Origin of the sequence: Microcystis sp. LSC13-02 (genome assembly GCA_002282935.1) — a bacterium.
GTDB lineage: Bacteria > Cyanobacteriota > Cyanobacteriia > Cyanobacteriales > Microcystaceae > Microcystis.
On record MTBT01000213.1, the window covers coordinates 1 to 24,343 of the forward strand.

Genomic DNA, 24,343 nt, shown 5'->3' on the forward strand with positions numbered 1-24,343 from the left:
TTTGCCGTTTAATCCTGTAGTGCTTGACCCACTACGAATGACTAAGCTTTCAGACTTTTAAGTAAGTTTGAGTAAGTTTAGTTGAGCGGTAGTAAAAGATACAAATTACTCACCCTTCCAGACCAAAAATTATGACGAATACCAGTAACCCGCTGCTTGCCGGTCAAGGATTACCGGCTTTTGACCAAATCCAACCCGGCCTGATTGTCCCTGGGATGACGCAACTTTTGCAGGAACTGGCCAGAGAATTAACCGATCTAGAAGCGCAGATTATCCCCACCTGGGAAAAATTAGTCGAACCCCTCACCCGGATCGAAGAACGTTTAAGCTGGAGTTGGGGGGTTATCGGTCATCTGATGGGGGTAAAAAATAGCCCAGAATTGCGTCAAGCTTACGAAACCGTACAACCGCAGGTAGTCGAGTTTATTAGCCGTTTAAGCCAAAGTAAACCCATTTATGAGGCATTTTTGTCCCTGCGTCAAGGGGAAAGCTGGGGGCAATTAGACGAGGCACAACAGCGCATCGTCGAAGCTTCCCTGCGGGATGCCCAATTAGCCGGGGTGGGATTAGCAGGGGAGAAAAAAGACAGATTTAACGCGATTCAACTGGAATTAGCGGAAATAACCACGAAATTTTCTAATAACCTCCTCGATGCCACCAAAGCTTTTAAACTGAAACTAACAACCCCAGAAGATATCGCCGGTTTACCCCCTAGTCTCCTTAGTTTAGCGGCCCAAACCGCCCGCGCCCAAGGAGAAACTAACGCCAGCACCGAAACTGGCCCCTGGGTGATTAGCCTCGATTTTCCCAGTTATTTCCCCTTTATGAAGTACAGCGATAATCGGGAATTGCGAGAAAAACTCTATAAAGCCTACGTTAGTCGGGCTGATCTGGGAGAATTGGATAATAATCCCTTAATCGATCGCATTTTGCAACTTCGTCAGGAACAAGCTCATCTTCTAGGTTATAGTACCTACGCCGAGGTCAGTCTTGCCCGGAAAATGGCCAATTCTGTGGATGAAATCGAGAAATTGCTTGACAATTTGCGCCAAGTAAGCTATGAAGCGGCAAAAGAGGATTTAGAGGCCTTAAAAACTTTTGCGGAAACCGACGATCTCAAGCATTGGGATATATCCTATTGGTCAGAAAAACAGCGTCAGGCCAAGTTTAACTTTAGTGCCGAGGAATTACGCCCCTATTTCCCCCTACCACGGGTTTTAGAAGGCATATTTAGCCTCGCTAAACGGATTTTTGGGGTAGAAATTATCGCCGCTGACGGTAAAGCACCTATCTGGCATCCCGATGTGCGTTATTTCCAGATTAACGACGAAAAGGGCGAAAAAATCGCCTATTTCTACCTCGATGCCTACAGTCGTCCCGCCGAAAAACGCGGCGGCGCTTGGATGGATGTCTGTATCGGTCGGGCCAAAACCAGTGCCGAGGTGCGTTTACCTGTGGCTTATTTAATCTGCAATCAAACGCCTCCAGTAGATGGAAACCCCAGTTTAATGACCTTTGAGGAGGTAACTACCCTCTTTCACGAATTTGGCCACGGTTTACAGCATATGTTAACCACTGTGGATTATTCCAGCGCGGCGGGCATTAATAACGTTGAGTGGGACGCAGTGGAATTGCCCAGTCAATTTATGGAAAATTGGTGTTATGATCGCCCTACTTTAATGAGTATGGCCAAACACTACGAAACTGGCGAAACTCTCCCCGAACATTACTACCAAAAACTGCTCCTAACTAAGAATTATATGAGTGGTTCGGCCATGTTGCGTCAGTTACATTTGTCTTTAGTAGATTTGGAATTACACCATCGTTATCAACCGAATGGCAGCGAAACTCCTAAACAAGTCAGACAGCGTTTAGCAGCGACGACGACGATAATTCCTCCTCTACCGGAAGATGCTTTCTTATGTTCTTTTGGACATATTTTCGCCGGCGGTTATGCGGCGGGTTACTATAGTTATAAATGGGCCGAAGTTCTCAGTGCCGATGCTTTTGCCGCTTTCGAGGAAGTGGGATTAGATAACGAAGAAGCAGTGAAAGCGATCGGTCGTCGTTTTCGCGATACTGTCTTAGCTATGGGGGGAAGTTCCCATCCTATGAACATTTTTAGAGCTTTCCGCGGTCGCGAACCTAGTACCGAACCTCTCCTCCGTCATAGCGGATTATAAAAGTAGCCAAAAACTTTTCTTTGTGGTGCGTTACGGCGATATTTAGCTCTTGATTTTTTCCCTAAAAACAAGGGATTGCCTGACGCACCCTACTTGACTATATTGTGATAACATATCGGAAAAAAAAGTTAACTAACAGGAGTAAACTTTAATGAGTATCGCATTTTTTCAAGATCTGATCGAATCGGTAGAGAGTCTATCCATTGAAGACCAAGATTATTTGTTTGAGCTAATTCGTAAAAGACGCATTGAGAAACGCCGCGATGAGATGACTAAAAATGGCGAAGAAACCTTAAAGTCTTTAGCAATGGGAACAGCAAAAAAAGGCAGTGCTGAAGAGATAATGGCTTATTTGTTAAAGGATAAAGAAGAATGAAATTAGTTGCTGACAAAAGCTTTAAAAGAGCTTTTCAACGCTTAATCAGCAAAAATCCTCAACTACAAAGCAAGGTATCAGAGGTTCTATATTTGTTAGAAGATAATCCCTTCACCCCCTCTTTAAAATTCCATAAGCTTACAGGTAGATTAGAAGGTTATTGGTCATGTTCTGTTAGTTACGATTGCCGTATTATTTTTACTTTTCGTCAAGATACTGATTCAGGAGAAACTTTAATTGTTATAGTTGATATTGGAAAACACGATCAAGTTTACTGATTTATCTCTTTAATTTGTTCTTGCTTATCAATTGTACAATCACAGTGGGATGCCGAAGGCACTGCCTAGCAGATCGCCTACTTTTCTAGCGTGCGTTCCTTGAAATTTTTGGGTCTGAAACCCCTTAACTACCATATATTTTTATTAAGAATTATCTGTACCTTGTAACATTAACTCTTAATTCTTAACAAATTACCATAGATTCTCAACAGAAAAACTGATTATAATCAAGGAAAATGAACAGAACTGCTCGATCGATAGATAACTGATTAATTAAAGTTTTATTACTTTTGATGTCCAGGGATTAAGAGAAGTAAATTTATTCTCGATCGCCCCCTGAAAGTGAGAAGAAATAGTTTTAATAAACAAAGAGTTTTCAACTTGGCAAAAATCCTCTGGGGGTAATACACATGGAAGTTCTAACCGAGACAATTAACCCAACTTCGATCGAACGGGAACCGATCCATCTCTATAACCGAATTCAACCGCACGGAGTGCTTTTAGTTCTCAGCGAACCGGAGCTAAAAGTCAGCCAAACTAGCAGTAATAGCCGCAGTTTATTGGGCATTTCTCCGAGGGAAATTATCGGTAAAACCCTAGAGGAAATCTTCGATCCCTTTCAGATTGATGCTCTGAAATCAGCCATAGAAAATAACGATTTTGATGCTATCAATCCCTCCAAAATTTGGGCGCGGGTTAAAGGGGATGATTTTGCCGTCTTTGATGCTATTTTCCACCGCAACGCCGAACAAATGCTGATTTTAGAGTTAGAACCAGCTATTTCCTATGAAAACATTCCTTTCCTGAGATTCTATCACCTAGCCAAAACTTCGATCGATAAACTTGAAGCCACCCGTAGCCTGAAAGATTTCTGTAATATCATCGTTAAAGAAGTGCGAAAAATGACAGGATTCGATCGAGTTATGTTATACAAATTCGACGAAGAAGATAACGGTGATGTGATAGCAGAAGACAAAATAGAGCAACTAGAACCCTATCTCGGTTTACGTTATCCCGCTTCCGATATCCCTCTCCCGGCACGAAATTTATTAACTGCTAACTGGATTCGACAGATTCCCGATGCCACCTCTGAACCCGTCGATCTAGTGCCTATTCTTCATCCCGAAACTCAACAACCTTTAAATTTAACCCTGTCCAGTCTTAGAAGTGCTTCTCCCTGTCATTTAGAATACCTGCATAATATGGGAGTGGGAGCATCTCTAACCATTTCTCTGATTGAAAATAAACGTCTCTGGGGTATTATTGCCTGTCATCACCGCACCCCCAAATATGTACCCTACGAACTCCGTAAAGCTTGTGAATTTTTGGGACGAGTAATCTTTTCGGAAATATCGGCACGGGAAGAAACCGAGGATTATGACTATCGAGTAAAATTAAACTTTGTGCAGTCGCAATTAATCGATTATATGGCTAAAGCTAATAACTTTATTGATGGATTAATTGCCCATAAACCGAATCTGCTCGATCTAACTAAAGCTACAGGATCCGCTATTTGTTTAGGCGGCAATTATACCTTAATTGGAGTAACACCGAGCGAAGAAGAACTAAATTATCTGATTACTTGGCTAGAAAAAAACGTCCTTGAAGATGTTTACTATACCAATTCCTTACCGCGAATTTATGCCGATGCGGGTAAGTTTAAAGACATTGCCAGTGGCCTACTAGCAATTCCCATTTCTAAACGTAATTATCTCCTCTGGTTTCGTCCGGAAGTAATTCAAACCGTGAACTGGGGTGGTGATCCGGGTAAAGCGATCGAAACGACTGCCATAGATGGTGATATTCGTCTCTGTCCGCGTAAATCTTTCTCCCTCTGGAAAGAAACCGTTCGCCTCAAATCTTTACCCTGGAAAGCAGTAGAAATTAACGCGGCACTAGAATTACGAAAAGCGATCGTCAATATCATCTTAAAACAAGCCGATGAATTGGCCCGTTTAGCGCGGGATTTGGAACTATCGAACGCCGAATTAAAAAAATTCGCCTACGTCGCTTCCCACGATTTACAGGAACCCCTCAATCAAGTCGCCAACTATGTGCAGTTGCTAGAAATGCGCTACACCGAAGAACTGGACGAAGATGCTAAAGAATTTATTACTTTTGCCGTCGAAGGTGTCAGTTTGATGCAAACATTAATAGATGATGTGCTGGCTTACTCGAAAGTGGATATGCAGGCGGTAGAGTTTAATACCATCGATGCTAATCTGGCACTGGAAAAAGCTCTCGCTAACCTGAAAGGGAGAATTCAAGAAAGTCAGGCTATGATCACCGTTGATCCTTTGCCAATTGTCATGGCAGATAAAACCCAGTTAATGCAATTGTTCCAAAATCTCATCGGTAATGCGATTAAATTCCGAGGAAAAGCAACTCCCACTATTCATATTGCTGCCCAACGTCAAGAAGAGGAATGGCTGTTCTCTGTCACCGATAATGGAATTGGTATCGATCCCCGATTTTCCGAACGCATTTTCGTGATTTTCCAACGACTGCACACCCGCGACGAGTACCCCGGCACAGGTATGGGTTTAGCGATTTGTAAGAAAATTATCGAGTGTCATCGCGGACGAATTTGGGTAGAATCCCAATTAGGCAAAGGAGCGGTTTTCTGTTTTACAATTCCCCTAGGAGGTGACGAGCGTGAGCGCTGGCGAGGACGTGCCACACAAAATTATCTTATTAGTGGAGGACAGCAAAGCTGATATTCGCCTCATTCAAGAGGCATTAAAAACTAGCACCGTCCCGCACGAATTAGTTATCGTTAGGGATGGTGTCAGCGCTATGGATTATCTGCGTCGAGAAGGGGAGTATCTCGATTCTCCCCGTCCTAATCTGATTCTTCTCGATCTGAATTTACCAAGAAAAGACGGACGGGAGGTATTAGCGGAAATAAAAAACGATCCCAGTTTAAAAAGAATTCCTGTGGTGGTTTTAACCACTTCTCGCAACGAGGAGGATATTTTTTATAGCTATGAACTGCACGTTAATTGTTATATAACCAAGTCACGCAATCTCAAAGATTTGTTCAAAATTGTCAAAAATATCGAGGCTTTTTGGTTAGAAACCGCTACTTTACCCGGGGAGTGAATCATTATCAGTTATCAGTTATCAGTTATCAGGTTTGAGTTATCAGTTATCAGGTTTGAGTTATCAGTTATCAGGTTTGAGTTATCAGTTATCAGTTATCAGTTATCAGTTATCAGGTTTGAGTTTTCAGTTAGTAGTATCAAGTGGCAAGTTCGGAGCTTTCTTTTCACTGATCACTGATTACTGTTTACTGTTTACTGTTTACTGATTACTGATTACTGTTTACTGATCACTGAAAAATCTTCCCACTCCCTAACTTCCCAAATCTCTTTAACTCTTGATTAAAAAATGGGACTCTCGCAGGATATAAAAGTTCTTTTAATCGAGGATAATTTAGCCGAAGCTCGATTATTAAAGGAAATTCTTAAGGGTAATGAAAAAAAAGAATTTCATCTGGTTAATGTCTCAAGATTATCCGAGGCGATTTCTCTGTTACAACAAACAAATTTTGATGTAATTTTATTAGATTTAACTTTACCAGATAGTCAGGGTTTGGAATCCTTAGCTCCCCTTTTAATTACGGCTCCGAAATTGCCGATCGTGGTTTTAACTAATACTAATGATGATAATTTAGCTTTGGCAGCACTGCGTCAGGGAGCGCAGGATTATTTAATTAAAAGAGAAGTAAGTTTAGAAATTTTAACTCGATCGCTATGTTATGCGATCGAGCGAAAACAGATGGAGGAAGCTTTACGAGAATCGAACGAAGCTTTAAAAATGAGCGTGATTGAACGTACTAATCAACTGGAAAAAGCGCAGGAATTAAATCAGTTAAGAACCGAATTTGTTTCCATGTTATCCCACGATTTTCGCAATCCTTTAAATAAAATTTTACTCTCGGCTGGATTATTAGAAGAAAGTCGCGATCGGTTGACAAAAGATCAGCAAGTTAGCTATTTTCGCATGATTCGATCGGCCATTAAAGACATGGATCAATTGCTCACAGAAGTGTTATTAATTGGCCGGGCCGATTCCGGGAGATTATACTGTCAATTTGATCTGGTGGATTTACTGGATTATTGTCAGAAATTAGTAGAATCTTTTACTGTTAAGCCGGAGCCGCAATTAGCAATTATTTTCCAAGTTGAAGGCAGCTTAGAAAGAGGACTTTGGGATATAAATTTAATTAAACATATCTTGACAAATTTACTGGGAAATGCTCTCAAATATTCACCTCAAGGCAACCCCGTAGAATTTAAGATTATTGTTGAATCCGAGCAGGTAGTCTTTAAAATTGTCGATCGAGGGATTGGTATTCCCAGCAAAGATAAAGAAAATTTATTTAAACCTTTTTATCGCGGTAGCAATGTCGATAATATTCAAGGAACGGGATTAGGATTAGCCATTGTCGGACGCTGTGTGGAAGCGCACAAAGGACAAATTTACCTGGAAAGTGAGGAAGGAAAAGGCACAAAAATCACGGTGATTTTACCGATTATTACCGACATTGAACACCTAAATTGAGATGAACAATAGGGTGGGATCACAATTTTTTTCTGCTGCCCTCGCTGCCTATCTAGGGTCTGCTGAATAAATCTAAAAACCTTGTTGGGTAAGACTTTTAGACTTTTTGTCAATCAAAAAGTACCAGGCATGGGAGTGATCCAACCCCCAACCCCCAACCCCCACCGAAAAACTTTTTCAGCAGACCCTATCTACCTATTTCTTGGATCAAGGGAACGAACGACAAAAATACCGATGGCTTTGTCCACTTTAGTGATATATTTTTCTAGGTCTTTAGCAATGGTAACTTGACCGGCAGGAGAGGCATGAATTAAGCCAATTTTGCCGTCAGGAAAGCGATAAACTAGACCGGTATGGGTGGTATCTAAACCAGCGATATTAGTCACGACACCGATAATATCGCCAGCTTGCAGTTGTGGATAAATATCTTTAATCTTAGCGGTGGGAATATAGGTTAAGGATAAGCTTTCTAATTGCTTTTCTACCTGTTGAATACAATCGTAATTACTTTGAGTTTTTAACTGGGGATATAGATGGCGGTTTTTGCTGATAAAGTTGAGCTTTTTGTCAAGAGTAATTCCACCTAATTTTTGAGTAATATTTTCTAGATTACCTCGTTTTTGGTTGTCATTAATCCAATCGGAAAAGTAATGCAGACGACTACAATAACCGTCGAGAATACCGTGGCGATAACGTTGATTTAAAACCTGCTGACTAAAAGCAGAATACTGATAATTTTTTAAAGCAAAATTGTGACTCAAAGCGAGAACTGTTTCCACAAAGAGGACACAATCAAACTCTTTTAAAGAGATAAATAATTTTTCTGTTGCCGAGCGATCGAGTAATCCTGCTTGATATTTTGCTCCTAAAAACTGAGTGGCGATATTCTGGGTTATATCAGCCATGGCTAGGCGATCGAGTTGTTGATTTTGAGCGTACTGCACCAGTTTTTTATAATTAGGATCGCTGACTTCTTGAGCAAGAATAGTTTCCGATCGAGCTATACTCAAGGGAATTAAAACAGGATTAATTAATAAATAGGGTAAAGTTATCCAATTAAAAAACATTGTCGATCTATTACTGAAAATAATAGGGTTTATCACCTACTAACACACATTAACTGTCAGAGTTATAATCTGCTGGGTTTAACTGGTATTTCTCATTGTATTCTACTACATAAGTAGGTGGTTATAATTAAATTAAAAATGGATTTTAGGTTCGATCCCCCCTTAATAAGGGGGACATCTGATAATTTTTAACGCCTACCTACATATAGCAATTATCTTAATGGTGAGTTATCAGGGTTTCGTTTTGGGGAGACTCCGAGACGATGGAATTGAATTAGCAATGATCAATTCCGAGACAGAAAAGGGGTTTCTCGGAGAAACCCCTTTTCTACTCATGCAAAAGGGGGAATACATAATCAGTTTTTAATAACTGGATTTAGTATCAGTCATTGACACAATTTTGAGTAAACCTCTAACCTAGTTATACTAAATCCGTTTTTAATAGTACGCTTAACTCCTAAGTCTAGGTACTTAAGACGTGCGATAGTCAAAGGATTTTCGCGGTCGCTGGTTGATAAAATCCGTCACTCGATCTACGCTTGTTTGAAGATTTGACGGATGCCATTCTCGTCATTTTCCTGATTCCTAAACATCTGTCTCATTGCATTACTTCTAATGGGCTTCTGACTTTTCCCATCATTGATTTTTATAGATTGTTGTAGTACATTACATTACAAAAGACGTAGCAATCAGCAGAGAACCTTGTCTATGACTGTCTGCTCGTTGAATTAATCCTTTCATATACCCTAAATTAAGGAGAAGACTATGGCTGATCCATCGGTGCTGACCTGAGCGGTGCTAACCTGAGCAATGCTTACCTGACCGATGCTGACCTGAGCGGTGCTGACCTGAACCGTGTTAACCTGAGCGGTGCTCGCCTGAGCCGTGCTCACCTGATCGGTGCTCACCTGAGGCGTGCTAACCTGAGCGGTGCTGACCTGAGCCGTGCTGACCTGAGCGGTGCTGACCTGAGCGATGCTATCCTGAGCGGTGCTGACCTGAGCGATGCTTACCTGACCGATGCTGACCTGAGCCGTGCTAACCTGGAAGGTACGAAAATGCCCGAAGGCTGGGAATTTATTGTCAGAGATCGTTAATCAGCAGAGAACCTTGTCTATGACTGTCTGCTCGTTGAATTAATCCTTTCATATACCCTAAATTAAGGAGAAGACTATGGCTGATCCATGACCTGAGCGGTGCTAACCTGAGGCATGCTGACCTGAGCGGTGCTAACCTGAGCGATGCTAACCTGAGCGGTGCTAACCTGAGCGGTGCTTACCTGAGCGGTGCTGACCTGAGCGGTGCTAACCTGAGCGGTGCTAACCTGAGGCGTGCTAACCTGAGCGAGGCTTACCTGAGGGGTGCTAACCTGAGCGGTGCTGACCTGAGCGATGCTATCCTGATCGGTGCTGACCTGAGCCGTGCTAACCTGGAAGGTACGAAAATGCCCGAACGCTGGGAATTTATTGTCGGAGATCGTTAATCATTTCTGAAGCATTCGATCGAAATCTGGCGTTGCTGAGTAGCGGTATGATTTGGCAAAATTCTCAACCAGTTTTCAGAGCTTTTAGCAATCAACTCATTCTTTGAATCGGCAACGCTTGTCTCAAACTTATTGGAAACGACTATAACAGCGACATCTCGTCCGAGCTGCCATTTTCTACCACTTTTTATTAAAAAAGTCAATAGATTAAATATTAATTTTTGTAAATAAAAGCCTGAGCAGTTACTCAGAAAGCTCTTTACCATCTGTTACAAAATCTGGCAAGATATTTATCGAATTGTGTCAAAACCCAGAGTAAATGCTCATTGGGGTGACATTTTCTGATACAAGACAGAAACATATATATCTAAATACCTTAAACAAAGGGCGATCGTCATCTGATGACGAAAATCACTTCATACCAGACTCAGCAATCCTAAGGAGAACCATCATATATGTTCACTCACGTCAAGTCCACCATTCGTCACATAGTTCCCGACGCGTTGAATGGTCGCTCGCTGGTCAAGGTGGTCTATGTCGTGCTAGAACCTCAGTACCAAAGTGCGCTGAGTAGTGCCGTCAGGGAAATCAACGCTAACAACCCGAAACTAGCGATCGAAATTAGTGGTTATTTAATCGAAGAACTGCGCGATGGGGAAAATTATCGCAATTTTCAAGAGGATATAGCCAAAGCTAATATTTTCATTGCCTCTCTCATCTTTATCGAAGATTTAGCCGATAAAGTCGTGGCCGCTGTCAGTCCCCATCGGGATAAATTAGACGCGGCGATCGTCTTTCCCTCCATGCCCCAGGTAATGCGCTTAAATAAATTAGGCAGCTTTTCCATGGCACAATTGGGACAGTCTAAGAGTGTCATCGCTAATTTTATGAAAAAGCGCAGGGAAAACTCTGGCGCTGGTTTCCAAGATGCGATGTTAAAGTTATTACGAACTTTACCGCAAGTCCTGAAATATCTCCCCATGGAAAAAGCTCAGGACGCACGCAACTTTATGTTAAGTTTCCAGTATTGGCTGGGAGGTTCCGCAGAAAATTTAGAGAATTTCCTGTTAATGTTGGCCGATAAGTACGTCTTTGATAACAAGGATGACAGCGTAGTTTACAAAGAACCGGTAGTTTATCCAGATCTGGGGATCTGGCATCCTTTATCCATGAAAATGTTCGAGGATGTCAAGGAATACTTCGCTTGGTACAATAACCGCAGTGATATTGCCGATGACCTAAAAGACCCCTTGGCTCCCTGTGTTGGCTTAATTTTACAGAGAACTCACCTCGTTACTGGGGATGACGCTCATTATGTCGCTCTCGTGCAGGAATTCGAGTCTATGGGTGCGCGAGTCCTTCCCGTTTTTGCTGGGGGATTAGACTTTTCTAAACCCGTAGAAGAATATTTCTGGGATAAAAGCTTAAAAGGAGTGGAAGCGGTTGCCATCGTTGACACGGTAATTTCCCTGACGGGATTTGCTTTAGTGGGAGGTCCAGCGCGACAAGATCACCCGAAAGCGATAGAATCCTTAAAACGTCTCAATCGTCCCTATATGTGCGCGTTGCCGCTAGTTTTCCAAACCACCCAGGAATGGGAAGAAAGCGATTTAGGGTTACACCCGATTCAAGTAGCGCTACAGATTGCCATTCCCGAATTAGACGGTGCGATCGAACCTATTATATTATCAGGCCGGGATGGGGCCACAGGTAAAGCGATCGCCTTACAGGATCGGGTAGAAGCGATCGCTCAACGGGCGCTAAAATGGGCTACTCTAAGAAAGAAACCGAAACTAAACAAAAAAGTCGCCATCACCGTCTTTAGTTTCCCCCCCGATAAAGGGAATGTGGGAACTGCAGCCTATCTAGATGTGTTCGGTTCCATCTACGAAGTGATGCAAGCGTTACAAAATAACGGTTATGACTTGCAAGACTTACCCGCATCTCCCCGAGAACTGATGGAAGCGGTAATCCATGATGCCACCGCACAATACCATAGTCCGGAGCTAAATATCGCCTATCGGATGTCCGTACCCGAATACGAACGCTTAACCCCCTATTCCGTCCGTTTAGAGGAAAATTGGGGACCACCTCCCGGACATCTCAACAGTGATGGACAAAATCTTTTAATCTACGGGAAAGAATTCGGTAACGTCTTTATTGGGGTTCAACCCACCTTCGGTTATGAAGGGGATCCCATGCGTCTGCTATTTTCTCGTTCTGCTAGTCCCCACCACGGTTTTGCAGCCTACTATACCTATCTTAATCAAGTCTGGAAAGCAGACGCAGTTCTCCATTTTGGCACCCACGGATCCTTAGAATTTATGCCGGGGAAACAGATGGGAATGTCTGGAGAATGCTACCCCGATAACCTCATCGGGATGATTCCCAACCTCTACTATTATGCCGCTAATAACCCCAGCGAAGCGACGATCGCTAAACGTCGCAGTTATGCGGAAACTATCTCCTATCTCACTCCCCCCGCAGAAAATGCCGGACTCTACAAAGGGTTAAAAGAACTGAGCGAGTTGATCGGTTCTTACCAAACCCTGAAAGACAGTGGGCGTGGGGTGCAAATTGTCAATACCATTGTCGATAAATGTTTATTGGTAAATCTCGACAAAGATATAAGTTTACCTGATGGTGACACCGCCCATCTCAGTCAAGAAGAACGGGATAATATCGTCGGTTCCGTCTATCGCAAACTGATGGAAATTGAATCGCGCTTACTTCCCTGCGGACTTCACGTTATCGGGAAACCCCCCTCGGCGCTCGAAGCGATCGCAACTTTAGTCAATATTGCCAGTTTAGACCGGGAAGAAGACGGTTTACTCTCCTTACCCCGAATTATTGCCAACAGCATTGGCCGGGATATAGAGGAAGTTTATCGCAATAGCGATCGAGGGGTGTTAGAGGATGTGGAATTACTGCAAAACATCACCCTCGCGACTCGCGCTGCCGTTTCCGCTTTAGTAAAATCCCAAACCGACGCAGAAGGTCGGGTATCGATGCTTTCTAAGCTGAATTTCTTGAATATAGGCAAGAAATCGCCTTGGATCGAAACTTTACAGGAAATGGGTTATCCAAAAGTTGATCCGGTCGCGTTAAAACCCCTGTTTGAATACCTAGAATTTTGTTTAGAACAGGTCTGTGCTGATAATGAATTAGGGGCCCTATTAAAAGCATTAGAAGGGGAATACGTTCTTCCCGGTCCCGGTGGCGACCCCATCCGTAACCCCGGAGTTTTACCGACGGGTAAAAATATCCACGCTTTAGATCCCCAGTCTATCCCGACCCTAGCGGCGGTAAAATCGGCTAAAATCGTGGTAGATCGTCTGTTAGAACGGCAAAAACTGGATAATGGCGGTAAATATCCCGAAACCATCGCTTGTGTTCTCTGGGGAACCGATAACATCAAAACCTATGGGGAATCCCTAGCACAAATTCTCTGGATGGTGGGAGTTCGTCCTGTTCCCGATGCTTTAGGACGGGTGAATAAACTGGAATTAATTCCCCTAGAGGAGTTGGGAAGACCGCGCATTGATGTGGTGGTCAATTGTTCTGGTGTCTTCCGGGATTTATTTATCAATCAGATGAACTTGCTTGACCAAGGTGTAAAAATGGCCGCGGAAGCAAACGAACCGATGGAGATGAATTATGTCCGCAAACACGCAATTGAACAAGCAAAAGAAATGGGTTTAACGGTTCGACAGGCAGCCACCCGCATCTTTTCTAATGCTTCCGGTTCCTATTCTTCTAACATCAATCTTGCGGTGGAAAATAGCAGTTGGGAAGACGAAAAAGAGTTACAGAATATGTATCTCAACCGCAAGGGTTTTGCTTTCGATTCCGATAATCCCGGGATGATGGCCGATAATCGTCAGTTGTTTGAAGCATCCTTAAAAACTGCCGAGGCAACTTTCCAAAACTTGGATTCTAGCGAAATTAGTTTAACCGATGTTTCCCACTATTTCGACTCGGATCCCACCAAAGTTGTCGCTAGTTTACGGGATGATGGCAAAAAACCGGCAGCCTATATTGCCGATACTACCACCGCTAACGCTCAAGTGCGTACTTTATCGGAAACCGTCCGTTTAGATACCCGCACCAAGTTACTCAATCCCAAATGGTACGAGGGAATGTTAAGTCACGGTTACGAAGGAGTCCGGGAATTATCGAAGCGTTTGGTTAATACCATGGGATGGTCTGCAACTGCTGACGCGGTGGATAATTGGGTTTATGAAGATGTCAACACCACCTTTATTCAAGATGAGGAAATGTGTCAGCGTCTGATGAATCTCAATCCTAATTCTTTCCGCAAGATGGTGGGAACCCTGCTAGAAGTTAATGGTCGCGGTTACTGGGAAACTTCTCAGGAAAATTTAGACCGCTTACAGGAACTTTATCAAGAAGTGGAGGACCGTATCGAAGGAATCGAGTAGAATAGATAGATAAGACTTGAGAGACGCAGCTTACACTGGTCTCTTGAGTTTTCAAAAAACATGAAAAATAACTTTTGGGGGTTAATCTGGTCTAGTTTTAACGAAATTCAAGGGGTTTTACTCGGTCTTCTTGGATTTTTAGGAGGTATTGCTTTAATTCGTTATCCCTTCAATACTTCTATCCCTCTAGATCTAGTAATTATTGTCAGTTTCTTCACCTTGCTGTTAATCGCTACTTTGTTAAGCGCTGTTAACGCACTTCTTAGACAGAAGCAAAAATTAGAGGCAGAAGTTAAGCAACTTCAGGAGGTAAACCAAAAGCTAGAGACTGAAATTAAACAGCGCATCATCCCTAAAATTCTAAGAGTTCAAAAGGATGCGAATAATAATATCCAATGCTTACTTGAAGCATCAGATTTATTCGCCGCTCAATCTATAATATCTTTGTATTATACAGATGAAGATGATTTCGAGAGGTTGATAGGAGTAGGATCCGTCCGGTATATCAATAATAAGAAACGAATTCAAGTGGTGATCGATGAACCAAAAATAACCTATCAAAATATTTTAGATAAACTGGCCAACAATGATTTAAAAGTTATGCAACAAACTAGAGTTAGTCCGAGCGTTATTAAGAAATACAATCAACCATAGAGGTAGAAATGGAAAACGTCACAGAAACTCCCCTTTTATCCCCCAAAGGAACTTTTCCTGCCACTGTCGTTAAGGTTATTGACGACTATAAATTAGTAATGAATAGAGGTGAACAAAACGGAATTCGAGAAGGTCAAAGAATGATGGTTTATCGTATCGATGACGAAGAAATATTAGATCCGCATACTGGCGAATCTTTAGGGTTTCTCGAATTAGTAAGAGGTACGGGAAGAATTATTTTTGTTCAAGATAAAATATCTATTATAGAATCAGACAAAAAGCCAGACATAGATTTAAATAAACTTTCTTATTTGATCGTAGAATATTTGCAGAAACCTAGAGAATTGTCTGAATTATCTTATATCCCTCCCTTGACTCCTTCTGGAATTGAATACTTAGCAAAGAAAGAGTTACAATCAAATAGAGAAAGAGAGTTAAAATCAATGATTGATAAATTAGGAGAAAGACTACCGTTTGAAAATCCTCAAGTTGGCGATCTAGTCAAGCCTATTTAATCGTTATAATCAAAAATTAGTCCAGTTGTGCATTTTATTCAGCAAAAAAAGGATTAAGAGGGTTTCTGTCGGGTTGTCGGGTTTCGTAGCCTCAACCCGACCTACTAATTTACTACTTTTTTGCCCACACGAACACGACAACGATAATCTAGATTGGCACGATAAGTCCCCCCTATATCTAGAACAGAGACCAGACCATCCATAAAGTACCGTCTAGGAATAGAGTAATTTTGGGAAGAAATGTCACGATAGTATTTTTTTACCATAACACCCTCGTTTAAGTTATGTTTACCCCTTCATTCTAGCATTTTATCATAGCAATTTTTTGAATTTATAAGAAATTATCACACTCAACCCCTTTTTTGCAGTTATAATACATAGCTCCTACATTGGTACTATTAATGATCAAGGCAATTGACCGACCTTATCATTAAATCTTGACAAATATAAGTTTAAATTATAGCTATTGCGCCCTAAGAGCGATAATATTTAATATTAACCAGATTTATACCAAAGATAAATCATTATGGAAAATGTAGCCGAAAAACCCATTTTATCTCCTAAAGGAACCTTTCCTGCCAAAGTTGTCAAAGTTATTGACGACTATAAATTAGTAATGAATAGAGGTGAACAGAACGGAATTCGAGAAGGTCAAAGAATGATGGTTTATCGTATCGATGACGAAGAAATATTATATCCGCATACTGGGGAATCTTTAGGGTTTCTCGAATTAGTAAGAGGTACGGGAAGAGTAATTTTCGTTCAAGATAAAATATCTATAATTGAAACCGATCGGAAAAAAACTTATAGAAAAAGAATAGAAAATACTCCTTTTGCATTGAGCAGTTATAAATCTGAAGTGGTAGAATCCGATGAATTAAAACCTTTTGATAATGCTCAAGTTGGCGATTTGGTCAAACCTATTTAGACCTATCGATGGAACAACAAATATTAGAATACTTTTTATCTCTTAAATATCCGATTTCAATTTATCCCGAAGAAGAAGACGGATACACGGCGTTAATTCCACATTTACCCGGATGTATTACTCAGGGGGAAACTTTAGAGGAAGTAGATAAATTTTCTCACTATCGGCTAACAGCGATCGCATCCTGCCGGAATTGAGGGATAACTTTCTCCGGTCTGCAAGCCGGAGGAGACAAAACTGGTTTATGCTAGAAAGAGTTGCTCTTAACGTAACTTTACAAAGTCATCGATCGCCCACATTTATGGATTGCATCATCAATCGTCGAGCGCGGTTTTCAGCCAGCCATCGCTATTATCTACCAGAATGGGACGAAGCCGAAAATCAAAGACTTTTTGGTCTTGGTAGCCGTTTTCCCGGTCATGGTCACAATTACGAATTATACGTCTCCCTATACAAAGAACTCAATCTTTATGGCATGGTGGAAAATCTCTCCACCGTGAAACAGGTAATTAAACGAGAGATAACCAGTCAATTAGACTACTCCTATCTCAACCAAGTCTGGCCGGAATTTCAGCAAACCCTACCCACCACAGAAAATATCGCTAGAGTTATCTGGCAAAGATTAGCACCCTATTTACCATTGGTCAAAATTCAACTATTTGAACACCCCGAATTGTGGGCAGAATATCAAGGAAAAGATATGGAAGCAACTTTAACTATCAAAACCCATTTTAGTGCCGCTCATCGTTTGGCTTTACCGCAATTAACCCTCGAACAAAACTCGGAAATCTACGGCAAATGCGCCAGGGTAAACGGTCATGGCCATAATTATCACCTAGAAGTATCCGTGGCGGGGGAAATCGATCCCCGCACCGGTATGATTGTAGATCTGGGGGATTTACAAAAAGCGATCGATGAATTGGTAGTAGAACCCTTCGATCATACTTTTTTAAATAAGGATATTCCCTACTTTGCCGAAGTGGTTCCCACCGCGGAAAATATTGCCTTACATATCGCTCAACTATTAGGGGAACGGATCCGCCAATTAGGAGCCGAATTAGATAAAGTTAAACTAATTGAAAGTCCCAATAATTCTGCGGAAATCCACTGTCGTGGTTCGGTTCAAGCTCCCCGACAACTTCTAGAAAAAACCCTGACAGCCGTTTAATTACCTATTAGTTAAGCTGATTAGGGTGAGCGTGACTCACCCTGATAGATTTAATTAAACCCTAGTTAAACACTTCTCGCCATCCTCGCTTTCCTTTGCTTTGACGTAAGGGAGAAGCTAAATCGACAATTTTCTCAAGCAGTTTCGGGGCAAATTTTTGGCCCCAAAGAGCTAGATGACTTTGCCAACCGACGATAATTTCCGTTTTTTCCCTATTTAACCCGGTAATTAGGGTTTGGGCGACTTCTTCGGCGCTCATCGGTTTTAACCATCGAAATAACTGCAATTCTCGCACCATATCCGTATCGGTTAAAGAGGGTAAGAGGGTGACAACTTTGATGTTGTGTTCCCGTAATTCCGACCTGAGAGCTTGACTAAAACCCAAAATGGCAAATTTGGTGGCCGAGTAGGTAGCAAAGCTAGGAGCGGCAATTTTACCCATCATGCTGGAAACATTGACAATCGTTCCCTGTCCCCTAATTGCCATCCGGCGGGCAATTAAGCGAGTAACCGTGTACATGGCCATCAGATTTAAAGATATTTCTGCTTGCACTTGCGAGAATCGCGATCGCAGAAAGGGGGTTTGATGGGCAATACCGGCACAGTTAACGAGGATATCTATGCCACGGCATTCTTGCCAAACGCGGATAATTGCAGGACTAACAAGGTCATTTTCGGTTAAATCCAGGGCTAAGGGTGTGGCAATGACCCCTAGGGACTCAATTTCTTTGGCTAGTTTTTCTAATCGCTCTTGATCTCTGGCAACAATCACAATTCTGCTTAAACCTTGTCGGGCTAATTCTAAGGCGATCGCTCGTCCAATGCCCCGGGATGCCCCCGTGACTAGGGCTGTTTTTCCCTGTAATTTCATGATCAAACTCCTGTTTTAAGCAACAGTACGGGAATTTATTGGTTTTGCTTCTGAAATCTTTGATTTGTGCATCTATGCCCTACATAAGTAGCGAAGCAATCGAGGGATAGATGGATAGGTTAGGGTGCATGGGGTTTTTCCTCCTTCAAAGCGCACTCTTGAACCCACGGTAACAGTTGTCTTTACAAACAGCAATCTTTTTTAACACTTTTTCCTCAAAATCACTCGATCGGATGAACGCTCAGGGTGATCCTCGATCCGATGGAAACCCCAGGGGACTTGCAGATATAGGTATTTTAAAGAGCTTAATACCGAGGGAGATAGAAAGTCTGGCAATGGACGCGACTACTATTGGCAGTACAACGGACTTGACATCCTCACCGCACTGAAGTAGATCTTTTGGGCAATCTCCCATCTCCTAATCCCCAACCCCAATGAATAACCCCCCCGATAGTCCATTCAATTACACAGAAGCTTTTATTGCCCTAGGAACGAGTAATTTCGATCGCTCGGTGCAGTTTTATCGTCAACTGTTGCAACAGGAACCAAACCCCTACCTTGCCGCCGTTTATGCGGAATTTAGGCTGATTAACCTTAAATTAGGTCTTTTTTGCCCTAAAGAGTCCCACAGAGACGAATTTAGCGATTCTAGGGGCAGTGGCATGAGCATTTGTTTCGAGGTGGAGAGTCTCGAAAAAGCCCTCGAGCATTTGAGCGAAATCGGCTATGGTGCTAGGGGAGAAATTAGCCAGGCTTCCCACGGTCCGGAAATCTACATCTATGATCCGGATGGTAATCGTTTAATTTTCCATCAATCCACCGCTAAAACCAATCCTTTCAGGTAGGAACCTTCCGAGTGATAGATACTGGTGGGATGGTCGGCCGGTTGGCTTAAACGTGCTAAAATTCGCACTGGGCGAGCCGATTCAATGGCGGCAGCCATGACAGCACCCTGAAAATGTTCTTCGTTAACCACTTGGGAACAGGAAAAGGTGAAAATAATACCTTGCGGGCGAATTTTCTGGAAAGCTTGGTAATTTAATCTTTTATAAGCCATAACCGCCTGATGACGGGATTGGATACTTTTGGCAAAAGCGGGGGGATCGAGGACAATCAGATCGTAATCCTCCTGACAGTCGCGCAGGAAGTTAAAAACATCGGCGCTGTAGGATTGATGGGGAACTTCACCGAGATTATTCAGGGCGATATTTTTTTCGGTAAGATCGATCGCACCGTGGGAACTATCAACGGAATGGACTAGGGCAGCCCCCGCTTGCATAGCATAGACGGAAAAGCCGCCAGAGTAACAAAAAGTATTTAAAACCCGTTTATTCTGGCAATATTGGGACAATATTGCTCTATTTTCCCTTTGATCGAGGAAAAATCCTGTTTTTTGTCCTTTTTCCCAATCAATAATAAAGCGGTGGCCAGATTCTAACACCTCATCGCCAGTTTTTTGACCAAATAAGTATTTATTTTCGGAGATATGGGCGCTTTTAGCCAAAACCGCGGCACTTTTATCGTAGATTGCCCGTAAATTGTCAGCGTAGATAGTTTTCAGGCAATCGACAATCAGATCGAGACGTTGGTATAAAGCTAGGGAATAAGCTTGAATAACCGCCGTGCCATTGTACCAATCGACGATTAAACTGGGTAAACCGTCTCCTTCAGCGTTAATTAAGCGATAACAGTTAGTTTTCGGGTTATCGACTAAACCGATTTGTTGCCGCAGCTGATAGGCATTCTGGAATTTTTCGCGAAATAATTGAGCAATATCGCTGACTTTTTGGAAAGAAAGAATTTTAACGGCAATATTGCTAGGATTATACAGTCCAGTGGCTAGATATTCGCCTTGATCGCTATAAACCTCCACGATAGCACCCTCTTTGACTTCCCCCTCCATCTCTTTAATCGCTCCGGAAAATATCCAAGGATGGAATCGTTTAACGGCATCAATTTTATGGTTTCTCAGGATAATTTTCGCTAAATCTGGCATGGATAAAGAATCAGGGTTGATAGCTGACGACTACTAGACAATTCTATTATCCCCTGCTGGCAGCGCAAAACCATGGTTTGTTATCCCTCGATCGAGTGGCATCAAACCAAGTCCTAACAATCGAGGGATAATCAGAGGGAATTCTCGCCTATAATAAGTTAGATTTTAGCGATAGTCCCTCGACAAATGCCAAGAAAAAGTGATGCTGCCGGTGGTTTAAGTTTATGGTTCCAGCGTTTGGGGGCTGCTGGTTTATTAGCGGGACAAACTTTTTTACATATTCTTAATGGCAAAATCCACCGGCGTAATACTCTTGAACAAATGAGTATTGTTGGGCCAGAATCCTTGACAATTGCCCTAATTACGGCTGCTTTTGTGGGTATGGTTTTCACTATTCAGGTAGCCAGAGAATTTATTTTTTTTGGGGCGGGTAGTTTTGTTGGGGGAGTCCTTTCCTTGGCTTTAACAAGAGAATTAGCCCCGGTTTTAACCGCGGTGGTGGTGGCGGGGAGAGTTGGCTCGGCTTTTGCCGCCGAAATTGGTACAATGCGAGTAACAGAACAAATTGACGCTTTATATATTTTAAAAACCGATCCGATCGATTATTTGGTCATTCCCCGGGTGATTGCCTGTAGTTTAATGTTACCCCTGCTCACTATTATCTCTTTAGTCACTGGCCTACTCGGTGGTTTATTTATTTCCGATAGTCTTTACGGTATTTCCTATTCCCTATTCTTACAATCAGCCCAAAATTTTCTGGAAACATGGGATTTAATTAGTTCTATGTTAAAGTCCCTAATTTTTGGGGTTTTAATTGCTATTATCGGTTGCAGTTGGGGTTTAACCACCACCGGCGGTGCTAAAGGAGTTGGTCAATCTACTACCACGGCTGTGGTAACTTCTTTGTTAGCGATTTTTGTGGCTAATTTTTTCCTCTCTTGGCTGATGTTTCAAGGGACAGGTAATGTGGAAATCGGCTAGGACAGTGATCAGTAATCAGTAATCAGTAAACAGTGCCAAGAAAACGGCAATTTTCTACTTAATACCGCTCACTAAAAACTCAAATCTGATCACCGATTACTGATAATTGTCTATTTTCAAGATTAGGATTTGTTCAAGGGATTGAGAGTAAGACAAGTTTTAATTAATTCCTCCACTCCCAGGACTGGATAAATAGGGACTCCTAACTGATTAATAACAGTTTCTAGGGTGAGATCATCTAAAAATACCGATTCCCCATGCTTGAGCATGAGGGAGGGTAATAAAACCCCATCCCCAAGATTTTTACCTTGTAATCCTTTGAGAATATCTTGCCCGGTTAATAAACCCGTAACCGTGATTTCCTGTCCCCAATAATCACTATTTAAAGCCACTAATTCCACGGTTAAACCCCGCCGATTATTTAACTGTTTAACTAGGGGTTGAAAGGCTTGTTCTACCGCATTTCCCACTACCCATATCAATCGTCTAGATGGAGTAATTTGAGCAGGTAATAACTTCTTGGCTGTCTTCTGAAAATCCCTAATAAATTGACGAATCGAGCCAACTCCGTTACCGATTTGGGGATAGTCTTCGTAGTGAGATTGAGGTGGTAAATCGACTCGGGCAATTAAAAACCATTCATCAGCTAACCACACCACATTACTGCCCAATTCTTGACAAAATTGTTTCTGTAAAGTTTGGACTTGTTCGATCACTTCTCGCGCTTTTTCTTGGCTAACGGGAATTAATTCATCTTCTTGGGGACGAAAGCGGGTTAATCCCACGGGAACTACGGCAATCGACTCCACACAGGGAATATCTCCCTGATGAAAAGAAACCAGATCTAACAGGGTTCTTTCGAGATGAATTCCATCATTAATATTGGGACAAACTACCACTTGGGCATGAATTTGTAATTGTCTGGCTTGTAGCCATTTTAAATGGTCTAAAATTTGACCAGCGCGGGGATTTTTTAAGAGACGAATTCTCAGATCGGGTTCCGTGGCATGAACGGACACAAAAAGCGGTGATATGTGCATCTTTTCGATCCGCTGCCATTCTTTTGAGGTGAGATTAGTTAAGGTTAAATAACTGCCATAGAGAAAACTTAAGCGATAGTCATCATCTTTATAGTATAAAGTTTCTCTTTTGCCCTCTGGTTGTTGGTCGATAAAGCAAAAAGGACATTTATTATTACACTGAATTAAGCCATCAAAAAGGGCAGTTTCAAACTCTAAACCTAAGTCTTCATGATAATCTTTTTCGATTTCTATCCGGTGAGTTTTGCCCTGACGATCAAGCACTTCTAGGGTTAAAAATTCATCGGCACATAAAAATTGATAATCGATTAAATCCCGGGGACGATTACCATTGATAGAGAGGAGCGCATCCCCGATTTCAAAACCGACCTCAGCGGCGATCGAATCTGGGATGACACCACTAATTTTAGCTGGACGAATAGTTAATTCACTCATATTTTTAGGTCGCCATCCAATTATTTAACTGCATTTCGAGAGAGTCTTTGGCCTTGTCTCACTTTTGTCAAGCTAATTCTACAGCATGGCCGATTGTTTAGAGTTGTGGTGGCAAGAAAATCAAGCAATCTATCCAGGGTTAGAAGAATTAGTCATTGATTTAGACACCAGGAGCCGCCACTGGCAGCAACCGCAGCCAATTTATCAAAAGAATGGTAGACTTTGCCTGAAAAACGCCGTGGCAAATACGGCTCATCTACTATCCGCAAATGCCATAGTAAATATAATCCAATTGAACGGTGTTGGGCAGTCTTAGAGAACTATTGGAATCGGGCAATTTTGGGTTCAATTGATGCGGCTCTTAATTGGGCTTCTAACATGACTCGGAAGGGCATAAAGCCTCTAGTGCATTTGCTAGAAGGAACTTATGAAAAAGGGGTGAAGGTTTTGGCTAAAGAACTAGAACAATTGCAACCTTTCTGGCAGCGTTCTGAAGCTTCACCCAAATGGGATGTGACGGTTCTACCCTCCTAGCTAGCAGCTTATTTTTACGCAAGTCCCTTATCGGTGAGAGTTCGAGGTTATCTGCGTCCGGTTACTTTTCGGCAAATTGTTCCCAATTAAGAGAAGACTTGCGGGATTTTCGGGGTTGCCGATTTTTGCTTGATGGCTACCGGCAAAAGATAGCCACCGGCAATTATATCAATTTATCAAAGTTAGGAGAATCATTTACTGTTAATTGATAGCGATCAAGATTGGGAAACTATGATTAAAATAGGATCACCTTGAACTTTTCCTATTCCCCTTGAGTTGCTTGTCTAACCTGTTCGATCTCTATCGCCGTCCGTTTTACGGCGGCGAGGATGTCAACATTGCTTTACCCTCAAGACATTTACCTTTAGTCAACTCATGCAAATTACTCTCAATCTTGATGACTCCCTTCTCAATGAAGCTTTTCAATTGACCAACCTTGCTAATCAAGAGGAGGTGATTAACTTAGCTCTAGAGGAGCTAGTGCGATCGCGCCGCAAAAAAAACCTTCTTGATCTTGCTGGAAAAATTCAATTTGCCCCAGATTTCGACTATAAAGCTCTGCGTGAGACTCGTCATGCTGCTGATTGATACATCAGTTTGGATCAGTATCTTCCGTGATCGCACAGGTCAAGGCCGACAAAAACTCGAAATACTGATTAACGGTCGTGACGTTTTCCTGACACGATTCACTCAGCTTGAACTGCTTCAGGGAAGTTTGAATGAAAAAGAGTGGACTTTCAGTAGATGGAAAAGTTTTTGTCCAATAGCGATCGCTAAATGATAGGGGCTAAAAAATTAGGGATTTTCCTAGTATTTATGTACTCAG

At 42.1% G+C, this 24,343-nt stretch carries 22 protein-coding genes; 18 read left to right on the plus strand and 4 right to left on the minus strand.

The window, feature by feature from the left end:
* The first annotated feature begins 131 nt into the window (after nt 1-131).
* The 6 genes from BGL89_RS13085 (at nt 132) to BGL89_RS13110 (ending at nt 7,403) form a co-directional block, all read left to right on the plus strand.
* Complete coding sequence (locus BGL89_RS13085; protein WP_286826070.1) at nt 132-2,183, plus strand: M3 family metallopeptidase; 2,052 nt, start codon at nt 132-134, stop codon at nt 2,181-2,183.
* 151 nt (nt 2,184-2,334) lie between these two features.
* Nucleotides 2,335-2,559 (plus strand): hypothetical protein, encoded by a 225-nt coding sequence (locus tag BGL89_RS13090; RefSeq protein WP_286826071.1) that lies wholly within the window; start codon nt 2,335-2,337, stop codon nt 2,557-2,559.
* On the plus strand, nt 2,556-2,837 hold the full coding sequence (locus BGL89_RS13095) for a type II toxin-antitoxin system RelE/ParE family toxin (protein ID WP_286826072.1): 282 nt from the start codon (nt 2,556-2,558) through the stop codon (nt 2,835-2,837). The genes BGL89_RS13090 and BGL89_RS13095 overlap by 4 nt, the downstream gene beginning before the upstream one ends.
* A 410-nt stretch (nt 2,838-3,247) precedes the next feature.
* Nucleotides 3,248-5,554 carry a sensor histidine kinase gene (locus BGL89_RS13100; RefSeq protein ID WP_286826073.1) on the plus strand — a complete coding sequence of 769 codons (2,307 nt, stop codon included), beginning with the start codon at nt 3,248-3,250 and terminating at the stop codon, nt 5,552-5,554.
* Nucleotides 5,493-5,939, plus strand: coding sequence for a response regulator (locus BGL89_RS13105; protein ID WP_286826074.1), 447 nt, complete (start codon nt 5,493-5,495; stop codon nt 5,937-5,939). Before BGL89_RS13100 ends, BGL89_RS13105 begins: the two co-directional genes overlap by 62 nt.
* Nucleotides 5,940-6,227: 288 nt before the next feature.
* The gene (locus tag BGL89_RS13110) at nt 6,228-7,403 is read left to right on the plus strand and encodes a hybrid sensor histidine kinase/response regulator (RefSeq protein ID WP_286826075.1); all 1,176 of its coding nucleotides are present in this window, start codon (nt 6,228-6,230) and stop codon (nt 7,401-7,403) included.
* 191 nt (nt 7,404-7,594) lie between these two features.
* Here the strand turns inward: BGL89_RS13110 and BGL89_RS13115 are convergent, their stop codons facing one another.
* Nucleotides 7,595-8,470 (minus strand): N-acetylmuramoyl-L-alanine amidase-like domain-containing protein, encoded by an 876-nt coding sequence (locus BGL89_RS13115; RefSeq protein ID WP_286826076.1) that lies wholly within the window; start codon nt 8,468-8,470, stop codon nt 7,595-7,597.
* Nucleotides 8,471-9,288: 818 nt separating this feature from the next.
* On the opposite strand from BGL89_RS13115, the gene BGL89_RS13120 reads away from it, so the two are divergent.
* From BGL89_RS13120 to BGL89_RS13155, 8 genes are all read left to right on the plus strand, one after another.
* On the plus strand, nt 9,289-9,567 hold the full coding sequence (locus tag BGL89_RS13120; RefSeq protein WP_286826088.1) for a pentapeptide repeat-containing protein: 279 nt from the start codon (nt 9,289-9,291) through the stop codon (nt 9,565-9,567).
* Nucleotides 9,568-9,704: 137 nt separating this feature from the next.
* Nucleotides 9,705-9,953, plus strand: a complete 249-nt coding sequence (locus tag BGL89_RS13125) for a pentapeptide repeat-containing protein (RefSeq protein ID WP_353743936.1) — start codon at nt 9,705-9,707, stop codon at nt 9,951-9,953.
* Between the two features lie 455 nt (nt 9,954-10,408).
* The gene (locus BGL89_RS13130; protein ID WP_286826077.1) at nt 10,409-14,395 is read left to right on the plus strand and encodes a magnesium chelatase subunit H; all 3,987 of its coding nucleotides are present in this window, start codon (nt 10,409-10,411) and stop codon (nt 14,393-14,395) included.
* 60 nt (nt 14,396-14,455) lie between these two features.
* Nucleotides 14,456-15,049 carry a bZIP transcription factor gene (locus BGL89_RS13135; RefSeq protein ID WP_286826078.1) on the plus strand — a complete coding sequence of 198 codons (594 nt, stop codon included), beginning with the start codon at nt 14,456-14,458 and terminating at the stop codon, nt 15,047-15,049.
* An 8-nt stretch (nt 15,050-15,057) separates the two neighbouring features.
* Nucleotides 15,058-15,564, plus strand: a complete 507-nt coding sequence (locus BGL89_RS13140) for a hypothetical protein (RefSeq protein WP_193978685.1) — start codon at nt 15,058-15,060, stop codon at nt 15,562-15,564.
* A gap of 526 nt (nt 15,565-16,090) precedes the next feature.
* The gene (locus BGL89_RS13145) at nt 16,091-16,492 is read left to right on the plus strand and encodes a hypothetical protein (RefSeq protein ID WP_286826079.1); all 402 of its coding nucleotides are present in this window, start codon (nt 16,091-16,093) and stop codon (nt 16,490-16,492) included.
* 8 nt (nt 16,493-16,500) lie between these two features.
* Nucleotides 16,501-16,689, plus strand: a complete 189-nt coding sequence (locus BGL89_RS13150; protein ID WP_286826080.1) for a type II toxin-antitoxin system HicB family antitoxin — start codon at nt 16,501-16,503, stop codon at nt 16,687-16,689.
* Between the two features lie 104 nt (nt 16,690-16,793).
* Nucleotides 16,794-17,660, plus strand: coding sequence for a 6-pyruvoyl trahydropterin synthase family protein (locus BGL89_RS13155; protein ID WP_286826089.1), 867 nt, complete (start codon nt 16,794-16,796; stop codon nt 17,658-17,660).
* A 61-nt stretch (nt 17,661-17,721) separates the two neighbouring features.
* Here the strand turns inward: BGL89_RS13155 and BGL89_RS13160 are convergent, their stop codons facing one another.
* Nucleotides 17,722-18,531, minus strand: coding sequence for an SDR family NAD(P)-dependent oxidoreductase (locus BGL89_RS13160; RefSeq protein ID WP_286826081.1), 810 nt, complete (start codon nt 18,529-18,531; stop codon nt 17,722-17,724).
* A 434-nt stretch (nt 18,532-18,965) separates the two neighbouring features.
* Between BGL89_RS13160 and BGL89_RS13165 the strand changes: the two genes are divergently transcribed.
* A complete protein-coding gene (locus tag BGL89_RS13165; protein ID WP_286826082.1) occupies nt 18,966-19,376 on the plus strand; it encodes a VOC family protein in 411 nt (136 codons plus the stop codon).
* Here the strand turns inward: BGL89_RS13165 and BGL89_RS13170 are convergent.
* Nucleotides 19,343-20,527, minus strand: coding sequence for a class I SAM-dependent rRNA methyltransferase (locus BGL89_RS13170; RefSeq protein WP_286826083.1), 1,185 nt, complete (start codon nt 20,525-20,527; stop codon nt 19,343-19,345). The two genes, BGL89_RS13165 and BGL89_RS13170, sit on opposite strands and share 34 nt — an antisense overlap.
* A 186-nt stretch (nt 20,528-20,713) precedes the next feature.
* On the opposite strand from BGL89_RS13170, the gene BGL89_RS13175 reads away from it, so the two are divergent.
* Complete coding sequence (locus tag BGL89_RS13175) at nt 20,714-21,508, plus strand: MlaE family lipid ABC transporter permease subunit (RefSeq protein WP_286826084.1); 795 nt, start codon at nt 20,714-20,716, stop codon at nt 21,506-21,508.
* 122 nt (nt 21,509-21,630) lie between these two features.
* Here BGL89_RS13175 and BGL89_RS13180 read toward each other — a convergent pair whose 3' ends face one another.
* Nucleotides 21,631-22,983 (minus strand): TIGR03279 family radical SAM protein, encoded by a 1,353-nt coding sequence (locus BGL89_RS13180; protein WP_286826085.1) that lies wholly within the window; start codon nt 22,981-22,983, stop codon nt 21,631-21,633.
* Nucleotides 22,984-23,205: 222 nt separating this feature from the next.
* Here BGL89_RS13180 and BGL89_RS13185 point away from each other — a divergent pair, with 222 nt between their 5' ends.
* Both BGL89_RS13185 and BGL89_RS13190 read left to right on the plus strand, forming a co-directional pair.
* The gene (locus BGL89_RS13185; protein WP_286826086.1) at nt 23,206-23,517 is read left to right on the plus strand and encodes an ISAzo13-like element transposase-related protein; all 312 of its coding nucleotides are present in this window, start codon (nt 23,206-23,208) and stop codon (nt 23,515-23,517) included.
* A gap of 375 nt (nt 23,518-23,892) precedes the next feature.
* Nucleotides 23,893-24,105, plus strand: a complete 213-nt coding sequence (locus BGL89_RS13190) for a type II toxin-antitoxin system VapB family antitoxin (protein WP_286826087.1) — start codon at nt 23,893-23,895, stop codon at nt 24,103-24,105.
* The last annotated feature ends 238 nt before the right edge of the window (nt 24,106-24,343 follow it).